The organism is Tamlana flava (assembly GCF_041287255.1).
Taxonomy (GTDB): Bacteria; Bacteroidota; Bacteroidia; order Flavobacteriales; family Flavobacteriaceae; genus Tamlana; species Tamlana flava.
The window spans coordinates 22,087-40,535 of sequence record NZ_JBGGTX010000005.1 but is presented as its reverse complement, the minus strand read 5'-3'; the positions used below and the strand labels follow the sequence as shown (position 1 = coordinate 40,535).

Annotated in this window: 16 protein-coding genes; 7 read left to right on the top strand and 9 right to left on the bottom strand. The window is 36.5% G+C overall.

Annotated elements, in window-relative coordinates; translation table 11 throughout:
• Positions 1 to 8: 8 nt before the first annotated feature.
• From ACB104_RS14535 to ACB104_RS14495, 9 genes are all read right to left on the bottom strand, one after another.
• The gene (locus ACB104_RS14535; protein ID WP_370479880.1) at positions 9 to 1,055 is read right to left on the bottom strand and encodes an NAD(P)/FAD-dependent oxidoreductase; all 1,047 of its coding nucleotides are present in this window, start codon (positions 1,053 to 1,055) and stop codon (positions 9 to 11) included.
• A 113-nt stretch (positions 1,056 to 1,168) separates the two neighbouring features.
• Positions 1,169 to 2,059: a type IX secretion system ring subunit PorN/GldN gene (gene porN, locus ACB104_RS14530; RefSeq protein WP_370479878.1), complete on the bottom strand. Its 891-nt coding sequence runs from the start codon at positions 2,057 to 2,059 to the stop codon at positions 1,169 to 1,171.
• 64 nt (positions 2,060 to 2,123) lie between these two features.
• Positions 2,124 to 3,686 carry a type IX secretion system motor protein PorM/GldM gene (porM, locus tag ACB104_RS14525; protein ID WP_370479877.1) on the bottom strand — a complete coding sequence of 521 codons (1,563 nt, stop codon included), beginning with the start codon at positions 3,684 to 3,686 and terminating at the stop codon, positions 2,124 to 2,126.
• 44 nt (positions 3,687 to 3,730) lie between these two features.
• On the bottom strand, positions 3,731 to 4,363 hold the full coding sequence (gene porL / locus ACB104_RS14520; protein WP_370479875.1) for a type IX secretion system motor protein PorL/GldL: 633 nt from the start codon (positions 4,361 to 4,363) through the stop codon (positions 3,731 to 3,733).
• 83 nt (positions 4,364 to 4,446) lie between these two features.
• Complete coding sequence (gene porK, locus ACB104_RS14515; protein WP_370479873.1) at positions 4,447 to 5,808, bottom strand: T9SS ring complex lipoprotein PorK/GldK; 1,362 nt, start codon at positions 5,806 to 5,808, stop codon at positions 4,447 to 4,449.
• Between the two features lie 163 nt (positions 5,809 to 5,971).
• Positions 5,972 to 7,138 (bottom strand): formimidoylglutamase, encoded by a 1,167-nt coding sequence (locus tag ACB104_RS14510; protein WP_370479872.1) that lies wholly within the window; start codon positions 7,136 to 7,138, stop codon positions 5,972 to 5,974.
• A gap of 6 nt (positions 7,139 to 7,144) precedes the next feature.
• Positions 7,145 to 9,652 carry a type I DNA topoisomerase gene (gene topA, locus ACB104_RS14505; protein WP_370479870.1) on the bottom strand — a complete coding sequence of 836 codons (2,508 nt, stop codon included), beginning with the start codon at positions 9,650 to 9,652 and terminating at the stop codon, positions 7,145 to 7,147.
• A gap of 137 nt (positions 9,653 to 9,789) precedes the next feature.
• Positions 9,790 to 10,557 carry a hypothetical protein gene (locus ACB104_RS14500; protein ID WP_370479869.1) on the bottom strand — a complete coding sequence of 256 codons (768 nt, stop codon included), beginning with the start codon at positions 10,555 to 10,557 and terminating at the stop codon, positions 9,790 to 9,792.
• 21 nt (positions 10,558 to 10,578) lie between these two features.
• Positions 10,579 to 11,349: a hypothetical protein gene (locus ACB104_RS14495; RefSeq protein WP_370479867.1), complete on the bottom strand. Its 771-nt coding sequence runs from the start codon at positions 11,347 to 11,349 to the stop codon at positions 10,579 to 10,581.
• 189 nt (positions 11,350 to 11,538) lie between these two features.
• Between ACB104_RS14495 and miaB the strand changes: the two genes are divergently transcribed.
• The 7 genes from miaB (at position 11,539) to groL (ending at position 18,423) form a co-directional block, all read left to right on the top strand.
• Positions 11,539 to 12,993 carry a tRNA (N6-isopentenyl adenosine(37)-C2)-methylthiotransferase MiaB gene (gene miaB, locus ACB104_RS14490; protein WP_370479866.1) on the top strand — a complete coding sequence of 485 codons (1,455 nt, stop codon included), beginning with the start codon at positions 11,539 to 11,541 and terminating at the stop codon, positions 12,991 to 12,993.
• A 59-nt stretch (positions 12,994 to 13,052) separates the two neighbouring features.
• Positions 13,053 to 14,321: a sigma-54 interaction domain-containing protein gene (locus ACB104_RS14485; protein WP_370479864.1), complete on the top strand. Its 1,269-nt coding sequence runs from the start codon at positions 13,053 to 13,055 to the stop codon at positions 14,319 to 14,321.
• A 58-nt stretch (positions 14,322 to 14,379) separates the two neighbouring features.
• The gene (lptE, locus tag ACB104_RS14480) at positions 14,380 to 14,889 is read left to right on the top strand and encodes an LPS assembly lipoprotein LptE (protein ID WP_370479862.1); all 510 of its coding nucleotides are present in this window, start codon (positions 14,380 to 14,382) and stop codon (positions 14,887 to 14,889) included.
• 43 nt (positions 14,890 to 14,932) lie between these two features.
• A complete protein-coding gene (locus ACB104_RS14475) occupies positions 14,933 to 15,877 on the top strand; it encodes a DUF8458 domain-containing protein (RefSeq protein WP_370479860.1) in 945 nt (314 codons plus the stop codon).
• Positions 15,877 to 16,254, top strand: coding sequence for a preprotein translocase subunit SecG (gene secG / locus ACB104_RS14470; RefSeq protein ID WP_370479858.1), 378 nt, complete (start codon positions 15,877 to 15,879; stop codon positions 16,252 to 16,254). Before ACB104_RS14475 ends, secG begins: the two co-directional genes overlap by 1 nt.
• A gap of 165 nt (positions 16,255 to 16,419) precedes the next feature.
• The gene (locus ACB104_RS14465; protein WP_370479857.1) at positions 16,420 to 16,695 is read left to right on the top strand and encodes a co-chaperone GroES; all 276 of its coding nucleotides are present in this window, start codon (positions 16,420 to 16,422) and stop codon (positions 16,693 to 16,695) included.
• Between the two features lie 99 nt (positions 16,696 to 16,794).
• The gene (gene groL, locus ACB104_RS14460) at positions 16,795 to 18,423 is read left to right on the top strand and encodes a chaperonin GroEL (protein WP_370479855.1); all 1,629 of its coding nucleotides are present in this window, start codon (positions 16,795 to 16,797) and stop codon (positions 18,421 to 18,423) included.
• Positions 18,424 to 18,449 lie beyond the last annotated feature (26 nt).

Here is an 18,449-nt window from a genome sequence, read left to right as displayed (position 1 = left end):
TACAGGCTTTATCTATTTTCAAACCGTCTAATATCAATTTCTTCGTCCAAATAAATGTTGTGTTCAATAAAATTATAGAGTTGTTTTGCAGCATATGGGCCAATCATAACGCCCCGAGTTCCCAGGCCATTTAGTACATACATATTTTTATGACGTTCATTTTGCCCAACCAAAGGTCTTCTATCCTTTACTGTTGGCCTAATGCCAGCCAATTGATTAACAACCTCAAAATCACATTTTATCAGTTTTTTTAATTTGGACAACATCTCCGTTTTTGCCTTTATGGATATCTCTTGGCTTAAATCTTTCCATTCATAAGTGGCTCCAACTATATATAAATCGTCATTCAAAGGAATTAAAAACACGCCTGCCTTTAGCACAAAATCAATTTTTAGACTTGGGGCATGAATGGTCAAAAGTTCGCCCTTTGCCGGAACAAGAGGTGAATTTTTGAAATATGGGTTTTTTAAAACGCCATAACCTTCAGCAAAAACAATATGCTTTGCTTGGATATCCTTATATACAACAATATTTCTTTCAGTTGTTAAAACATTATATTCAAAGGGTTCTTGAAACAATATCCGCTTTTCCAACAAATCCGTTTTATAAGCTTCAATCATGGTTTTCACATCAATTCTGCCCGTATTTAAAACTTCACCAAAACCAAATGGCGCATCTATAGCCTCATTATTGTTTTTTAAAATATTTGTTGAAAGGTATTTAGAAAGTAACGGTTTATCTGAAGTGGCAAACCAATCATTTTGTTCTTCCAATGAGTTAAATCTTCTGTAAACCGGCATTTTATAGTCCAATTTTACATTTAACTCTTTTTCAATTTTCGCATAAAGGGGCAATGCCAAATTAAGTTGCTCCTCACTTTTCCAAACTGACGTAAAACGTTTTAATACCACAGGATTGTATAGACCACCTGCAACCGCAGAAGACTGTTGCGAAGCATCGTCGAATACTATAAAAGTTTTTCCATTTGCCTTTAATTGCTCACAAAAGCTAATTCCGGCTATTCCAATGCCAACAATGATATAGTCTACATTCATAATTACGCGCAATATAATCAGAAAATAAATTTCTGCATCCGTGGGAATGGAACAAAAACAAAAACGCCCACTTTTAAGTGAGCGTTGTATTATTTAAATTAATTATGGCCGAATTAGTACGTCCACATATCAAGTTCAAAATCTCTGATTTTGTTTTTAATCCTTTCAGATTCAAGAAGTTGCATTAAAGCATTATCTGAAATATACTCAGATATTTTTCTGTCTTGCTGTACGTTTTCCTCTTTGTAGATATAAGCCTGAAAACGTCTTGCATTCAACACATGGTCAAACGAAAATGGCATGGAGCTATTTTTGTTATTAAAGGATTTAGCCTCGTGCAACACTTCTCTAGCATCTGGGAAAAACACCCAAAATAATTCAACTAGGTCAGGCGTATCTGTATCAATAAAGTTAACATCTGGAGCTACAGGAGCAATTCCTAATAATCTGTATTTCATTTCAGATTGGCGCTTATCAAAATACCAAAGTCCTCTAATACGGTACTCCATAATGTCGGCTGCTGTAATATCTCTTCTAATGATATATTGAGGATCTAATTCTTCTCCAGCATTAATCTGCTCAATACCTAATTCTGTGGTATCAATCATAGTTAACGCACCTTCAATATCTTTTAAGGTTCTTTTTGTGGTAAAATAAGAATCATCATAAATATTTTCTATTCTACCGTTTTTGATGTTCTTCATAAGTACATCATATAAAGACCGTCTATCGCTACCGATATTGTTGGTATCTATAGGATAGTACAATGGGAAGTTTGCACGTTCGTCAAGAACGATTCTTTCCCAAACCATCTTAGAAAACAAAATATCTCTATCATCAACATAACCATATTCCAGTGGTTTATCATTGTCAACAGCTTTTTGGGCTTCAGTTCTTACACCAATTTCCTCAGGGCTTTTTGCATTAAGTATATTGGCTTGTGCAAACATACTTGTAGCCGTAAAAGCGGTAACAACGGTTAATAAAAAACTTTTTATATTCATCTTATTATTGTTTTACATTATAATTATTTGGGATGAGCCAAGGCTTATCCCAAATAGTATCATTTTAATTTGTAAGCTCAACAAATACAGGAGATACCTTTTTAAGTATCACACTTACGCCACTGGCTTTTGCTTCGATATCAAATATTTGAACATCAGATCCACGTTTTGCTCTGCTTAACGCTTGCTTTGCTCTAGCATCTAGCTTACTGCCGTTAACGTTAATTGTTGGCTGTCCTGCAACTTTAAATTTAAATCCAGTAACGTTTAATGGTAATTCAAAATCAAAATCATCGAACTTAGCACCAATAGTGGAAATCTCTAAGCTATTACGTTGCATTTTAATTGCACCATCTTCACCTCTAACAGTACCTGTTGGTTTTGGTAAATCTTTAATTCTGAATTTTGCATTATCACTAACAGGTTTGCCATCTGGCAAGGTACCAGTTACATTGATTGTTACTTCTCTACCTTTAATTAACGTAGCATCCATAACATATCTGCTTCCTCCAAGTGAACTCAAACCTTGGGCTGAAGCTCGTACTTTGTTATCTGGAATACCTGCAAATGAAATAGTCATTGGGTTTTTAACACCTCGATATACAACATTCATCTTATCAGCCGAAATAGTAGCTGCATTTGGTTTTGCAACGGTTGCGAAAGATGAGCTTACAGGCACAGGAATTTCTTCTCCGCCTTCACCAAAAAATAAGTTTCCCTCTATTTTGTGTTCACCAACACTACCCGTACCAATTTTCAATTTAACTTTACCATCTTCAATAGAATATTGATTTTCAGCAAGTGGTCTTCCGTCCAATTTTAATTCCACTCTACTTGGTTTTGTAGTAGCATCTTTACGTCCTAGTACAATTTGACCATCAAACTGCTCACCATTAAAGTAAGCTGATTTTGAAGTTTCCATTAAAGTTGTATAATTTGTCATAGATACCTCACTTGTAAGTGTTCCTTGTAACATGTTTGACAACACTTCTGATTCAGTTGTTTTGATATCAGCTTGCAATTGTGTCATTTTTGTTAAAGATGCTACTAAAGGAAAACCTTTATAGTGGTATTCTAACCAGTCTATTTTTATACCATCTCTGTTAATTTCTTGTTCGGTACTGAATTTTTCTTGAACATCTTTAACAATGCTCTCCATACCTTTTTCGTCTTTCAATAAATTAACAACACCATCTCTAAACGAGTTGATTTGGTTTAAAAACTCTTGCCCGTCTGGTTTAAGCTTGTCTCCCTTGAAAAAGTTTTCATCAAGATAGTCGCCCTTATCCATGATTTCATAATCTGTCGGGTCATCAAGTTTGGCTGTCATTTTTCCTTTTAAGTCTTCTAAATAAGAATCAAACTTTTTTGCCAAGGCATCAATTTGATCTGCTTTAGATTTTAAAGGCACATATTTGTCTGGTTGATCTGAAGCTTTTTGCTCTAAATTTGCCATGAAGTTATCATTACGCAACGTAGTGGCTTCATTAGATTCTGTAAGCTTTTCGTTCATTAATCCGAAGGCTGAAAGCACTTCTTTCGACATATTTAATGCTAGCATCGCAATGAAGATTAAATACATCAGATTAATCATTTTCTGTCTGGGTGATAAATTTCCTGCTGCCATGTTTAACTAGGTTTTTGGTTAATAAATTTAGGATTAACCCCTAATTAATTTTTAGTCATAGCAGACAACATACCACCGTATACGCCATTCAATGAAGATAAGTTAGACGCCAATGATTGCATTTGCTCTTTAAGTTTAGCAGCATTCTCAACAGACTCTTCGTTAATAACAGCTTGCTTGTTAATGCTCTCTAATTGAACTTTGTAAAGGCTGTTTAAAGACTCCATTTGAGCAGCAGCCAATGACAATTCTTCGCCATATTTTTTGGTAGCTTCAATTGAATCTACAGTAGTTGACATATTTTTAGCAGCACCCTCAAAGTTTTTGATGCTTTCACCTAAACTAGCGATTAATTCGCCATCAATCTTGGCTTCTTTTAAGAGTTCATCTAATTTTTTAGATAATAATCCTTGCGGATTTTCTTTCTTACCTGATGATTGTCCCCCAGCCAATTCTGGATATACCAAAGACCAATCTAAATCATCGTCAACAGCCTCGAAAGCTGATAATGCGAATATAATTGCCTCGGTTATAAGACCAATGGTTAACATAACGTTACCAGTTAAAAATCCAATTTCGAAATGAATAATTTTGAATAGTGCACCAACGATTACAATTGACGCTCCTAATCCGTAAGCCATATTCATGAACTTCTTGTTTGCTTTTGACTTTGCCATAATTTTCGGTTTTAATTTTAAGTAGGTTTTTTACTTAAGTAGGTTAATTATTAATAGTGTTTAAAAAATTGATTGAATCTAAATTATTTTCCGTTCTTTGTTACTTGTGTCCCCATATAATCTTGAACGGTTCTGAAACCTATATAACTTCTTGCTGTATCAGCATACTCGTAATCTCTTGAGCTTACTTGCAAAAAGTATGCTACGTCTTTCCAAGAGCCCCCTCTTACAATTTTACGTTGGTTATTTTCATCATTAACACTTGGATTAAATGTTGATGTATATTGGTAAGATGATGGATCGTAAGATTCATCCACCCATTCTGATACGTTTCCAGCCATGTTATACAAATTGTAATCATTAGGCTCATATGATTTTGCTTCTACAGTATATAAAGCTTGGTCTGCAGCATAATCACCTCTAACAGGTTTAAAGTTTGCCATAAAACAACCTAAATCACTTTTTGTGTAAGGTCCGCCCCAAGGGTACGTTGCTGCTTGCAGGCCACCTCTGGCCGCATACTCCCATTCTGCCTCAGAAGGTAATCTGAAAGTATTTACCAAAGTTGCGCCTTTTTTAGATTTTTGATAGGAGTTTTTATTAATGGTTCTCCACTCACAGAAGGCTTTGGCTTGTTTCCAAGTTACACCAACAACTGGATATTCACTGTAAGCATCATGCCAAAAATAGTCGTTGTGCATTGGCTCATTGTAAGAATATGCGAAATCTCTAATCCAAACAGTTGTGTCAGGATATACTTCAACTTCTTCTTTTATGATTAAATCTTTTCTTTTTATGCCTCTATTTCTAGCTGCTTCCTGGATGTCCATGTAATTGTACTGAAACTTAAATTTAGTTACGTCCCAAGTACGTTGTCCGTTATAAGATTCCTCCATAGGCAGATACATGGTATCCATAACCTCTGTGTAATATTCATCTGGATATTCAGATGTATCGAAAATCAAATCAATATCTTTATTGATTTTTCTACCTTCATAGCCTGTTGGACCTAATCCAGTATAATTTTCGAACATATATTTTTCGTAAACGGACATGTTAGCTGTATCTGCATCTTTAAATGCATACTCGCCAATACCACCATCCTCTGGAACTTTACCAACCTCGTCTGCCAAGATAGCCAATTTCATTCTAACAATAGAATCTCTTACCCAATTAACGAATTGACGATACTCGCTATTTGTAATTTCGGTAGCGTCCATGTAAAAGGCTCTTACTGTTACTGTTTTTGATGGGGCATCCTGCACACCGGCAAGGTCATCATCCGCTTTACCCATTATAAAAGCGCCCCCAGGAATAAGTTCCATTCCATAAGGCTTTTCAGGGTGCCACTTCTTTCCTTTAACACCTACTAGCTCGCCTCTATCTTTAGAGCCACAACTTGTTAGTATTGCTAATACTGCGGTTAATAATATAAACTTCTTCATATCCATAGAAAACTCGAGGTTAATTATTCATGCTTCAATTTTGAGAGCGTAAACATATTTATATATTTTTTAAAAAACAACTTTTTATCTAAAAAAATAACGTTTCATCGTAAAAAAATAGCATTTCACCGATAAAATTGACTGTTTACCTATACTTGGTCTATTATACACTATTCTTCTGAAACGCTTTGTACCAGCGGTCTGGAACCATATTATTGCATGCATCAAGATAATCTTGATGCATGCATGGTAATAACGTGTGGCTTTTTAATTTATTATTGACTTCTGCCAAAAAAGGTATCTCGATCCACCATCTTCCTGTTTTATTGCTTTTGTAGAACACCAATTCTTGGTCATCTACCATACAGATAAATTTTTGATAGTTTCTATCATCAGAGAAATCATCGTCCTTTATCCTGTAATTAACGCCTTCAATAAAATACCAAAGTACCTGAGAAATAAGCATGGCAGTCATTTCATCATCTTTTGAAGGTTTATATTCATAAATCCCAAAAGAAGTGACTTTATTACTTATACCAGCATAGCGAGCAATGGCACAAATTTCCTTGCCATCCAAACCGTTTGGCGAAGATTTTTGATTTAGACTTACTTCGGAACCTTTCACACAGCCTAAATCTATACTTACAATATTGGCATCCCTTAAAACAGGTTCAACAATAGTAATATCTTTTGAAACTTGCCCTAACCTATAGGATTCAAAATATAAACTGTCCATCAAATCTATTTCTTCTTGCGAATTAAAATAGGTTTGGTAGCCAATATTGGCATAATTGAACAGATTATAAGGCTTCTCTAAAATAATCTTACCCACAAAACTGTTGTTTTTTATAGGTTTTGTGGAGTCGCCCAAGTTAAATTGGGCATCTACATTGACAATATTCACCATAGGAATCAAAGCATCATAGGCTCGATAATTGGCATGTGTAAGGTCTTGCGACCCTCCCAAAATAATAGGAATGATATTTTTTTTTATCAGGATGCTTATGGCCTCTTTTAAGGCAAAATAGGTATCTTCAACACTTTCGCCCCTATTTATGTCACCCAAATCGGCTATTGTAGTGTTCCAACTTCCGGGAAAAAGGCTGTAGAACGATTTACGGATTTCATTCAAGTGAAATTCTTCACCGATGTAATTGACATCATTTCTGTTTTCCAACACCCCAAAAATGGCAATATTAACATCATCTAAATCTGGTATGCCCTGTTGGGCTGAATGAATTTTAAGTTTTCTTCCTAGTGCTTGTGCAGATAGTAGCTCATTATGGGCGAGAACCAAATCTGAAACGGGTGAGAGAAAATTAAAGTTCATGGGCTGTTATTTCTTTTTTGATACTGTCTTCTTTTGGGTCGGCCCTTTTCTTTTAGCAGTTTTCTTCTTTGGCGCCTTAGCCTCAATAATACCTTTGGCTTCTTCTAAAGTCATTTCTGACACGTCAACAGTTTTGGCCAATTCAACCTTCACCTTGCCTTTAATTACATTATGCCTACCCCAACGTGCTTTTTCAACACGAATGCCTTCATTTTTCCAATTGTGGATGACTTTATCTTTTTCCTTTTGAATTTTATCTTCAATCAACTCAACAATATCAGCATCTGACAAATTATCCCAATCATAATTTTTATTGACGTTGATGAAAATGTTATTCCATTTTATAAATGGTCCGAAACGTCCCTTACCTTTTTGTACCGGCAAGTCTTTATAAATATAAATAGGCGCATCGGCTTTTTGCTTTTCCTTAATCAGAACAATAGCATCATCCAACTCCACACTCAATGGATCCGTACCGTTTGGAAGTGATACAAAACTATCACCGTATTTTACATACGGTCCAAAACGGCCATTGTTTACTTCCACTTCTTTACCTTTATATTCCCCTAAAGATTTTGGCAGCTTGAACAAATCCATGGCTTCCTCGTAAGTGATAGTATTTAATTGCTGATCTGGGCTTAAGCTTGCAAATTGCGGTTTTTCTTCGTCGTCCACCGTACCAATTTGTACCATTGGCCCAAAACGTCCTAAACGCACACTGACCTGTTTTCCCGTTTTTGGATCGGTTCCCAAAATGCGCTCGCCAGATTCTCTATCAGCATTTTCCTTTACGTCTTCTACTACAGGGTGGAAATTGCTATAAAAAGATTTCATCATTTTTGTCCAATCTTCCTTGCCCTCAGCTATATCATCAAAATCTTCTTCGACTTTTGCGGTGAAATTATAATCTAAAATGGCATCAAAATGGTTTACCAAAAAGTCGGTTACAATTATACCTATATCAGTAGGCACCAACTTTCCTTTATCTGAGCCTACTTTTTCAATAAGCATTTTATCCTTAACAACACCATTTTTTAAAGTAAGTTGGGAATATTTACGCTCTACACCTTCAACAGTTCCCTTTTCAACATAATTTCTGTTTTGGATGGTTGAAATAGTTGGCGCATATGTTGACGGACGCCCAATACCCAATTCTTCCAACTTTTTAACCAAAGAAGCCTCGGTATATCTTGATGGGGGACGTGTATATCGTTCTGTAGCTGTGATATAATTGTTAAGCAGGGTTTCATTAACCTTCATCGCTGGCAACATACCATCTTGCTCAATATCTTCATCATCAGTACCTTCCAGATAAACTTTTAAAAATCCATCAAAAGTAATTACCTCTCCATTTGCCGTAAATGTTTCATCATGGGTTGAAGCCTCAATCTTAACATTTGTTCGTTCGAATTCAGCCTCGCTCATTTGCGATGCTATGGCCCGTTTCCAAATTAAATCGTACAAACGCGCTTGGTCTCTATCAATATCCACGGAATTTGTTGCAAAACTTGTTGGACGAATGGCTTCGTGTGCTTCTTGTGCCCCTTTTGCCTTGCCTGTATAATTTCGTGGTTTACTATAATTTGCTCCGAATGCATTTTTAATTTCAGCCTCAGCTCCTTTTCTCGCCTCATCAGAAAGGTTAACACTATCCGTTCTCATATACGTAATCAAACCAGCTTCATAAAGCCGTTGCGCCATAGTCATGGTTTTACTTACAGAAAAATATAGTTTACGAGACGCTTCTTGCTGAAGGGTTGACGTTGTAAATGGCGCTGCCGGTGATTTTTTAGCTGGTTTCTTTTGTAAATCTGAAACCTTAAAAGTAGCAGAAGCATTTTGCTCTAGAAATTTTTGCGCTTCTTGTTTAGTTGAAAAATTCTTTGAAAGTTTTGCTTTAAAGGTTTGCCCATCTTCATTCGAAAACTCGGCATCAATTCTGTACGATGCTTCAGGAGTAAAACCCTCAATTTCCCTTTCCTTTTCAACAATCAAGCGCACAGAAACCGACTGAACACGACCAGCTGATAAGCCTCCTTTGACTTTTCGCCATAAAACTGGGGATAGCTCATAGCCAACAATTCTATCTAATACACGGCGTGCTTGCTGTGCATCTACCAAATCGTAATCAATACCCCTTGGATTTTCAATGGCTTTCTGAATGGCCGATTTGGTTATTTCATGAAAAACAATACGTTTTGTTTTGGCCTTATCAAGTTTTAAGGTTTCTGCCAAATGCCAAGCTATCGCCTCTCCTTCTCGGTCCTCATCACTTGCCAGCCATACGGTTTCGGCTTTTTTGGCTAAATCCTTTAATTTTTTTACTACCGCTTTTTTATCTTTTGAAACTTCATATTTGGGTTCGAAATCACCATCAACATCAACCCCTAATTCTTTGGAAGGCAAATCGGCAATATGTCCAAAACTTGATTCTACCTTATAATCTTTTCCAAGAAATTTTTCAATGGTTTTTGCTTTTGCTGGTGACTCTACAATCACTAAATTCTTCGCCATACTTCACTTTTTGGTGCTACAAATGTATATCAAAAAAAGTTTATCTATAACATTTTAAGGATTATCTGTACATTAATTAAATAAAAAAACCTGCTTTTAAGCTAATAAAAACAGGCCTTTTAGGTAAGACCAAAATTTTATTCAACTGCTGCTCCAATTTCGTCGATAAGATTTTGTTCATCAAACCCTATAACATCTTTGTATATAAAATAGGCAGGCAAATAACCAAAAGCCGCTGTTACAAAAACCCCAACAAAACACATAATCATTCCAACAATTTGAGCCAAAAATCCAGCTACAATCATCAAACCAAAGGTTATTAACCATTTTTTGTTGCCCAATTTAAAACCAATATTTACAACATCGGATGCAGAAATTTCAGGATTGAAGGCATAAATAACATTCATCAATGCCACCGGCACAACCACGTAAATAACTGGAAAAATGCACAATAAAGTCGCAATCAAGGTAATTCCGAATGTCATTGAAGCCAATTTTATGGTTTTGCCCAAATACGGTTTTTTGAAAAAATAAAAATAATCGTCTTTTGAAGCCTCATTAAAATCTTTAAACTTACAAATCCTATAAAAAGCAGATTTTAGGGCAAAACTTATTATTACCGCAAAAAACGTGAACACAATCATGAGCAAATAAAAAGGCACGAGAATTGCCAAATTAGGTTCACCCCCCTGCTGCAAAGTATCTGGGTCAAAAACCCCCACGGCAATTAGCGGTAAGTACATAATAATGTAAAATGGTATCATCATTGCCATGGTTAACAACAATATGACCAATCCCTGAAGCCATACTTTTTTAAACAGCTCTATAGACCTACTAAAAATATCACCAAAGTCAAGTTCTTTAGCGTTTTCTACTTTTTCCAATAAACTGGTTAGTGCACTCATATATATTAAATTTGATAATTATTAATGCTCGGAATCATCGGTGCGCCCAATAAGGTCAATTTCACTGGTATCATCAAAGCCAATAACTTCCTTGTAAATAAAAAATGCTGGCAAATAAGCTATGGAAATGGTAAACAAAATACCAATGCCACAACCAAGAATACCCAATGCGCCCATGAGTCCACAAACGAACATAGTACCAAAACTGATAAACCATTTTTTATTACCGAGTTTAAAACTTGCCTTTACAATTTCCATTTCACTTAATTCGGGATTATTCGCAAATATTATTGAGAAATACGCCAAAGGCACAAAAGCATAAATTATTGGAACTAAAAACATGAGCTGGGCCATCGTGGAAATGGCCGTATGAATGATGCCCAACATCAATAATTTTGAAAAATATTGCTTTTTAAAAAAGTAAAAATAATCGTCAAGTACAGTTTCACCTGACACAAATTGCTTGCAGATTCTATAGAATGCCGAAACAAAGGCCAAGGTTAATGTAGCTATAAGTATATTTTGCGGAACACTATAGAGAGCACTTGATGAATAGAACTGCATATAAGCCTCCAAACTAAATCCATCCATAAAAACATTACTGTTTGGTGCCAATCCAATCAAGGAAAATAAAATACTAGCTACAATAGCACAAACACTAACCAACAAAATAACCAAAAATCCTTTTAGCCAGACTTTTTTAAAAAGCCCTATAACATTGTCAATAATTTCACTAAAATCTACAGGCTTTGCGTTTTCTATTTTACGCTCTAAGGACTGGTATGAATTCATATAGGTTTTGGTTAGCTCGTCATTTAGGCATAAAAGTAAACGTTTTTTAAAAACAACAAATAAATATGACAGCATTTGTTGGTTTTTTCTGCATTTTTTTGACCAAAATAAAACTGCCACTTTGTCATAAAATACAAATTAATTGTATCTTTGCATACTTATTGAAAAGCTGGAGTTTCATTAGTTATTATGGAAAAGATTATAGACGAGAATAAACAAGGAGAATCCTTGATTTTAGAGCAAAAAGAAGGCAATAAACGTAAACTGTTTATTGAAAGTTATGGTTGCGCCATGAATTTTAGCGACAGTGAAATTGTGGCCTCCATTATGGCCGACCAAGGATTTAACACAACTCAAAATTTAGAGGAAGCCGATTTGGTTTTGGTGAATACCTGCTCTATTCGAGACAAAGCCGAACAAACCGTTCGCAAACGCCTCGAAAAATATAATGCCGTAAAACGCGACCACAACCCAAAAATGAAAGTGGGTGTTTTGGGCTGTATGGCAGAACGCTTAAAAGCAAAGTTTTTGGACGAGGAAAAAATTGTTGATTTGGTGGTTGGCCCCGACGCCTATAAGGATTTACCAAATCTTTTGGCTGAAGTAGACGAAGGAAAAGATGCCATAAACGTCATCCTTTCCAAAGAAGAAACTTATGGCGATATAGCTCCTGTGCGCCTAAACTCCAATGGTGTAACGGCTTTTGTATCCATTACCCGTGGTTGCGATAATATGTGCACGTTTTGCGTAGTGCCTTTTACCCGAGGCAGGGAACGTAGCAGAGATCCACAAAGCATTTTGGAAGAATTAAACGATTTGTGGAACCAAGGCTACAAGGAAGTTACCCTCCTCGGACAAAATGTAGATAGTTATTTATGGTATGGAGGCGGTTTAAAGAAAGATTTTGAAAAAGCTACCGATTTACAAAAAGCCACGGCCGTTAACTTTGCCAACTTGCTGGAACTTTGCGCCAAGGCACAGCCAAAAATGCGTATTCGTTTCTCTACATCAAACCCGCAAGATTTCACATTGGATGTTATTGAAACCATGGCGAAATACCCTAATATTTGCAAACACATCCATTTGCCAGTTCAAAGCGGAAGCGACCGAATTTTAAAGGAAATGAACCGTTTACACACCCGTAAGGAATACATGAAGTTGATTGACAACATCAAACGCATCATTCCAAATTGTGCCATTAGCCAAGATATGATTGTTGGTTTTCCAACCGAAACCGAAGAAGATTTTCAAGACACGGTATCGTTGATGGAATATGTAAAATACGATTTCGGCTATATGTTTACCTATTCTGAACGCCCTGGAACCTTGGCAGAACGGAAAATGGAAGACGATGTGCCCGAACTCGTTAAAAAGCGAAGGCTTGCCGAAATTGTTGAACTTCAACAAAAACACAGCGGAATAAGAACCAAACAACATTTAAATACCATTGTAGAGGTGTTGATAGAAAAAGAATCGAAAAAATCAAATCAACATTGGTCGGGTAGAACATCTGAAAATGTAGTTTGTGTTTTCCCAAAAGCACATTATAAAATTGGCGATTTTGTGAATGTAAAAACCACAGATTGTACCACGGCCACACTAATTGGAAAGGCTGTTGGGTATTCAGCTAATAATGAACAATGAAAATAAAAATGAATAAGCGATCAACTTTTCAACATTTTAACTTTCAACTTTAACCTAACATGGAATCCGTTCAAGCAATAAAACAACGTTTTGGTATAATTGGCAATACGCCTGCTCTTAACCGTGCTATTGAAAAAGCTATTCAAGTGGCGCCAACCGATATTTCGGTATTGGTAACAGGTGAAAGTGGTGTGGGCAAGGAAAGTATTCCTAAAATCATTCACCAATTATCACACAGAAAGCACAACAAATACATTGCCGTAAACTGCGGTGCCATACCAGAGGGCACTATTGACAGTGAGCTATTTGGACACGAAAAAGGAGCTTTTACAGGAGCTACACAAACTCGTGAAGGTTATTTTGAAGTGGCTGATGGCGGTACTATTTTTCTTGATGAAGTTGGCGAACTTCCACTAACTACACAAGTGCGTCTATTACGTATTTTGGAAAACGGCGAGTTTTTAAAAGTAGGCTCGAGTAAAGTACAAAAAACCAATGTGCGTATAGTTGCGGCTACCAACATCAATATGTTTGAAGCCATTCAAAAAGAAAAATTCCGTGAAGATTTATTTTACCGTTTAAGCACGGTAGACATCCATTTACCACCGTTACGCGAACGTCAGGAGGATATACATTTGTTATTTAGAAAATTTGCTAGCGATTTCGCTTTAAAATACAAAATGCCGACCGTAAAACTAACTGATAACGCCGTGCATTTGTTACTTAAATATCGTTGGGGCGGAAATATCCGTCAGTTGAGAAATATTGCAGAACAACTTTCTGTTTTGGAGCAAGATAGAACCATTACAGCCGAAACATTGCGGTCTTATTTGCCAACTACAGGTTCCAATTTGCCTGCAGTAATTAAAACCTCAAAGTCTGAAAGTGATTTTAGTAGCGAGCGCGAAATACTCTATAAGGTTCTTTTTGATATGAAAAGCGACCTCAACGATTTGAAAAAGCTCACTATGGAATTGATGAAAACGGGCAATGTAAAAGACGTAGAGAAGAACAACGAAGGTTTAATTCAAAAAATTTACGGCGATGCGGATGAAGATGATGCTGATTATGAGGAGACTTCCGAAGAAACCGAAGTGTTGTCTATTCCAGAGCATCTAGAATCCATGGATGACATGGGCAACACTCAAGACAAATATCATTTTGCGGAAGAGATTGAAGAAGAAGAAACGCTTTCGCTTCAGGACAAAGAATTGGAATTAATTAAAAAATCCCTTGAACGTCACAACGGAAAACGTAAATTAGCCGCTGCCGAATTGGGTATTAGCGAACGTACGTTGTACAGAAAGATTAAACAATACGATTTATAGTTCTGCGTTTATTTTATTAGATTTTCGAAATTTCCTGAAGGCAAGAATCAACATTAGAATGAAAAAACACCTCATTTATTTTACACTTTTAGCATTCAGCTTATCACTTGTTAGCTGTGGCTTTTACTCTTTTACTGGTGCATCCATTCCGCCGGGAACAAAAACCTATCAAGTAAATCGTTTTGAAAATACGGCACTTTTAATCGAACCCGGTCTTGAGCGCGATTTTAAATTGGCTTTGGAAGATTTAATTCAAAACCAAACCAATTTGACCTTGGTGCAATCAAATGGCGATTTGGTTTATGAAGGCGAAATAACTGATTATAGAATTTCGCCCACCACGGCGACATCGCAAAATACGGCCGCGCAAAACAGGTTGACCATTGCCGTGAAACTCCGTTTTTTCAACACAAAAAAAGAGGAAGATGATTTAGAACAAACCTTCACCTTTTTTTATGACTACCCCGGAAGTGCGCAGCTTTTAGGTGCACAAAAGACAACGGCGCACGAAACCATTTTTGAGCGTATTACGCAAGATATTTTTAATGCCACACTGGCAAAATGGTAATTTGTTAACCGTAACAAAAAAATGAATAAATTTGGCATAGCCAATGAAAACATCAGATTTTATAAATACCCTTCAAAACCCACAAGCTATCTCGCATGAGCAAACTGAGGGCATAAAATCTATTATTGACGATTTTCCATATTTTCAATCGGCACGAGCCATTTATCTCAAGGGCTTAAAAGACCAAGGTAGCATCAATTACAATCAGGAATTAAAAACCACCGCCGCTTATACCACAGACAGAAGTATTCTTTTTGATTTCATTACTTCTGAAACCTTCATTCAAAATAAAATTTCAGCATTAATAAAGCAAAACACGTCAAATTTAAAAGACTTTGATGTCGATGCTGATGTTTTAGACATTTCAGTCCAAAAAAGCATCAATATTGATGATGCCCTTAACCAGCAAATAAAGGAAACCGAAGGCGTTTGGGATCCGAAACTTTTTGAACCAAAGGAAGAGCGCCCGAAAAAAACAGCGGCTTTTGTTTTAGACAAATCTGAACGTATTGAAAACGTTACCCAAGAAACTAAAACCCAAGAAGCAACGGCAGAAGACATTTTGAATTTGGGAAAACCGCTTCAATTTGACAAAAGAGAAAAACATTCTTTTAACGAATGGCTAAAACTCACTCGATTTAAACCTATAAACCGAGATAAGGAAAAAGCTGAAAAACCGATTGTAAGCGAAGCCATTTCAGAAAAAGAGAAAAAATTTGAGCTTATTGATAAGTTCATTTCAACAAACCCAAAAATAAGTCCCAACACACCCATTTCACAAAAAGGCAATCTGGCAAAAGCCCAAATGATAAAGCCCGAAGCCCTAATGACAGAGACTTTGGCCCGTATTTATGTAGAACAAAAAAACTACAAAAAAGCAATTCAATCTTATAAGATTTTAAGTTTGAAATATCCAGAAAAAAGTGGTTTCTTTGCAAACCAAATTAAAGCAGTAGAACAATTACAAGAACAAAACAATAAAGAATAATGAGTACGTTTACAATATTTTTAGTCCTTATAGTAGTTGTGGCATTTTTACTTGTTGTAGTAATTATGGTGCAAAACCCTAAAGGTGGCGGATTGTCATCATCATTTGGTGGTGGTGGCACACAACAATTGGGTGGCGTAAAAAAGACCACGGACTTTTTGGACAGAAGCACATGGACTTTGGCAACAGTGTTATTGGTATTGATTTTAATATCCAATGTGGCTATAAACAAGGGTTCAGAAAGTGTTGATTCAAAAGCATTAGATCCAGATGCAACTACAACACAGCCATTACCTGAGGCTTTGCCAAGCACCCAAGATGCGACACCAGCTATGTCAAATGACACAGATCCAAACAACACAACGGCAACAGAATAATTTATTTTTGCAAATAATAAAAATGCCAGCTCTTTCAGTTGGCATTTTTTATTTCTACTATTTCAATAAACAGATATGAAAGTTTGTCAGTTAAATTGCATTGGCACATTTTTAGCATAATGACTAAGCGTTAACATTAATTTTAAAATTAAAAATATACATCAAATGGCATTAAACATTAAACCCTTAGCAGACCGTGTTCTTATTGAACCAGCTGCCGCTGAAACTAAAACAGCATCAGGAATCATCATTCCAGATAACGCTAAAGAAAAACCACAAAAGGGCACTGTTGTTGCTGCTGGAAAAGGCACAAAGGACGAGCCCATTACCGTAAAAGTTGGCGACACTGTTTTATATGGTAAATATGCAGGAACAGAGCTTAAACTTGAAGGTAAAGATTACCTAATCATGCGTGAGAGCGATATTTTGGCTATTATATAATTGCTATTAGTCTTTGACTTCTAGCTCCAACTAAAAAGAATTAATAAACAAATTAGCCAATAGCAAATAGCTATAGGCAAACAGCTAAAAATTAATAAAATGGCAAAAGATATAAAATTTGATATTGAAGCACGCGACGGATTAAAACGCGGTGTTGATGCATTGGCAAATGCAGTAAAAGTAACTTTAGGTCCTAAAGGACGTAACGTAATAATCAGTAAAAGCTTTGGAGCACCACAAGTAACCAAAGATGGTGTTTCCGTTGCTAAAGAAATTGAACTTGAGGATGCTCACGAAAACATGGGTGCACAAATGGTTAAAGAAGTAGCAAGTAAAACCAGCGATTTAGCTGGCGACGGAACAACAACTGCTACGGTTTTGGCGCAAGCCATCGTAAAAGAAGGCTTAAAAAACGTAGCCTCCGGTGCTAACCCAATGGACTTAAAACGTGGTATTGATAAGGCTGTTGAAGCTATTACTAAAGACCTAGAAAAACAAGCAAAACAAGTTGGTAATTCTTCAGAAAAAATAAAACAAGTTGCTGCTATTTCAGCGAACAATGATGACACTATTGGAGAATTAATCGCAAAAGCATTTACCAAGGTTGGCAAAGAAGGCGTAATTACTGTTGAGGAAGCAAAAGGTTTAGACACCTATGTTGATGTTGTTGAAGGTATGCAATTTGATAGAGGATATTTATCACCTTACTTCGTAACAGATTCTGATAAAATGATTGCTGATTTAGAAAATCCATACATTTTATTGTTCGACAAAAAGATTTCAAACCTACAGGAAATCCTTCCAATTTTAGAGCCAGTGGCGCAATCTGGTCGCCCGTTATTAATCGTTGCTGAAGATGTTGACGGACAAGCTCTAGCTACTTTGGTAGTTAACAAATTACGTGGTGGTCTTAAAATTGCTGCGGTAAAAGCTCCTGGTTTTGGTGACAGAAGAAAAGCGATGCTTGAGGACATTGCCATCTTAACTGGTGGAACCGTGATTTCTGAGGAAAGAGGTTTTACTCTAGAAAATGCTGATTTAAGCATGTTGGGTACAGCCGAAACTGTAACTGTTGATAAAGACAATACCACCATAGTAAATGGTTCTGGTAAAGCTTCTGACATAAAGGCTAGGGTAAACCAAATTAAAGCACAAATTGAAACCACAACCAGCGACTACGATAAAGAAAAACTACAAGAGCGTTTAGCTAAACTGGCAGGTGGGGTTGCCGTACTTTATGTTGGCGCCGCCAGTGAAGTGGAAATGAAAGAGAAAAAAGACCGTGTTGATGATGCGTTACATGCCACAAGAGCCGCCGTTGAAGAAGGTATTGTTGCTGGTGGTGGGGTTGCCTTGGTAAGAGCCAAAGCTGTTCTAGAAAAGTTAACTACTGACACTTTAGATGAAACCACAGGTGTTCAAATTGTGAATAAAGCTATTGAAGCACCATTACGCACCATAGTAGAAAATGCTGGTGGGGAGGGTAGCGTTGTTATCAACAAAGTTATGGAAGGCAAAAAAGACTTTGGTTACGATGCTAAATCTGAACAATATGTTGATATGCTTAAAGCTGGAATCATCGATCCTAAAAAAGTAACACGTATTGCTTTAGAAAATGCAGCTTCTGTGGCCGGAATGATTTTAACCACCGAATGTGCTTTAATCGACATTAAAGAGGATGCCCCTGCAATGCCAATGGGTGGCGGAGGCATGCCAGGCATGATGTAGTCGAGAGCCTCGACAGGCATCTCATC

Excerpts from the sequence above, each read along its gene's own strand:
- ACB104_RS14535 (WP_370479880.1), bottom strand. The coding sequence starts at position 1,055 with ATGAATGTAGACTATATCATTGTTGGCATTGGAATAGCCGGAATTAGC.
- porN (WP_370479878.1), bottom strand. The coding sequence starts at position 2,059 with ATGAATATAAAAAGTTTTTTATTAACCGTTGTTACCGCTTTTACGGCT.
- porM (WP_370479877.1), bottom strand. The coding sequence starts at position 3,686 with ATGGCAGCAGGAAATTTATCACCCAGACAGAAAATGATTAATCTGATG.
- porL (WP_370479875.1), bottom strand. The coding sequence starts at position 4,363 with ATGGCAAAGTCAAAAGCAAACAAGAAGTTCATGAATATGGCTTACGGA.
- porK (WP_370479873.1), bottom strand. The coding sequence starts at position 5,808 with ATGAAGAAGTTTATATTATTAACCGCAGTATTAGCAATACTAACAAGT.
- ACB104_RS14510 (WP_370479872.1), bottom strand. The coding sequence starts at position 7,138 with ATGAACTTTAATTTTCTCTCACCCGTTTCAGATTTGGTTCTCGCCCAT.
- topA (WP_370479870.1), bottom strand. The coding sequence starts at position 9,652 with ATGGCGAAGAATTTAGTGATTGTAGAGTCACCAGCAAAAGCAAAAACC.
- ACB104_RS14500 (WP_370479869.1), bottom strand. The coding sequence starts at position 10,557 with ATGAGTGCACTAACCAGTTTATTGGAAAAAGTAGAAAACGCTAAAGAA.
- ACB104_RS14495 (WP_370479867.1), bottom strand. The coding sequence starts at position 11,349 with ATGAATTCATACCAGTCCTTAGAGCGTAAAATAGAAAACGCAAAGCCT.
- miaB (WP_370479866.1), top strand. The coding sequence starts at position 11,539 with ATGGAAAAGATTATAGACGAGAATAAACAAGGAGAATCCTTGATTTTA.
- ACB104_RS14485 (WP_370479864.1), top strand. The coding sequence starts at position 13,053 with ATGGAATCCGTTCAAGCAATAAAACAACGTTTTGGTATAATTGGCAAT.
- lptE (WP_370479862.1), top strand. The coding sequence starts at position 14,380 with ATGAAAAAACACCTCATTTATTTTACACTTTTAGCATTCAGCTTATCA.
- ACB104_RS14475 (WP_370479860.1), top strand. The coding sequence starts at position 14,933 with ATGAAAACATCAGATTTTATAAATACCCTTCAAAACCCACAAGCTATC.
- secG (WP_370479858.1), top strand. The coding sequence starts at position 15,877 with ATGAGTACGTTTACAATATTTTTAGTCCTTATAGTAGTTGTGGCATTT.
- ACB104_RS14465 (WP_370479857.1), top strand. The coding sequence starts at position 16,420 with ATGGCATTAAACATTAAACCCTTAGCAGACCGTGTTCTTATTGAACCA.
- groL (WP_370479855.1), top strand. The coding sequence starts at position 16,795 with ATGGCAAAAGATATAAAATTTGATATTGAAGCACGCGACGGATTAAAA.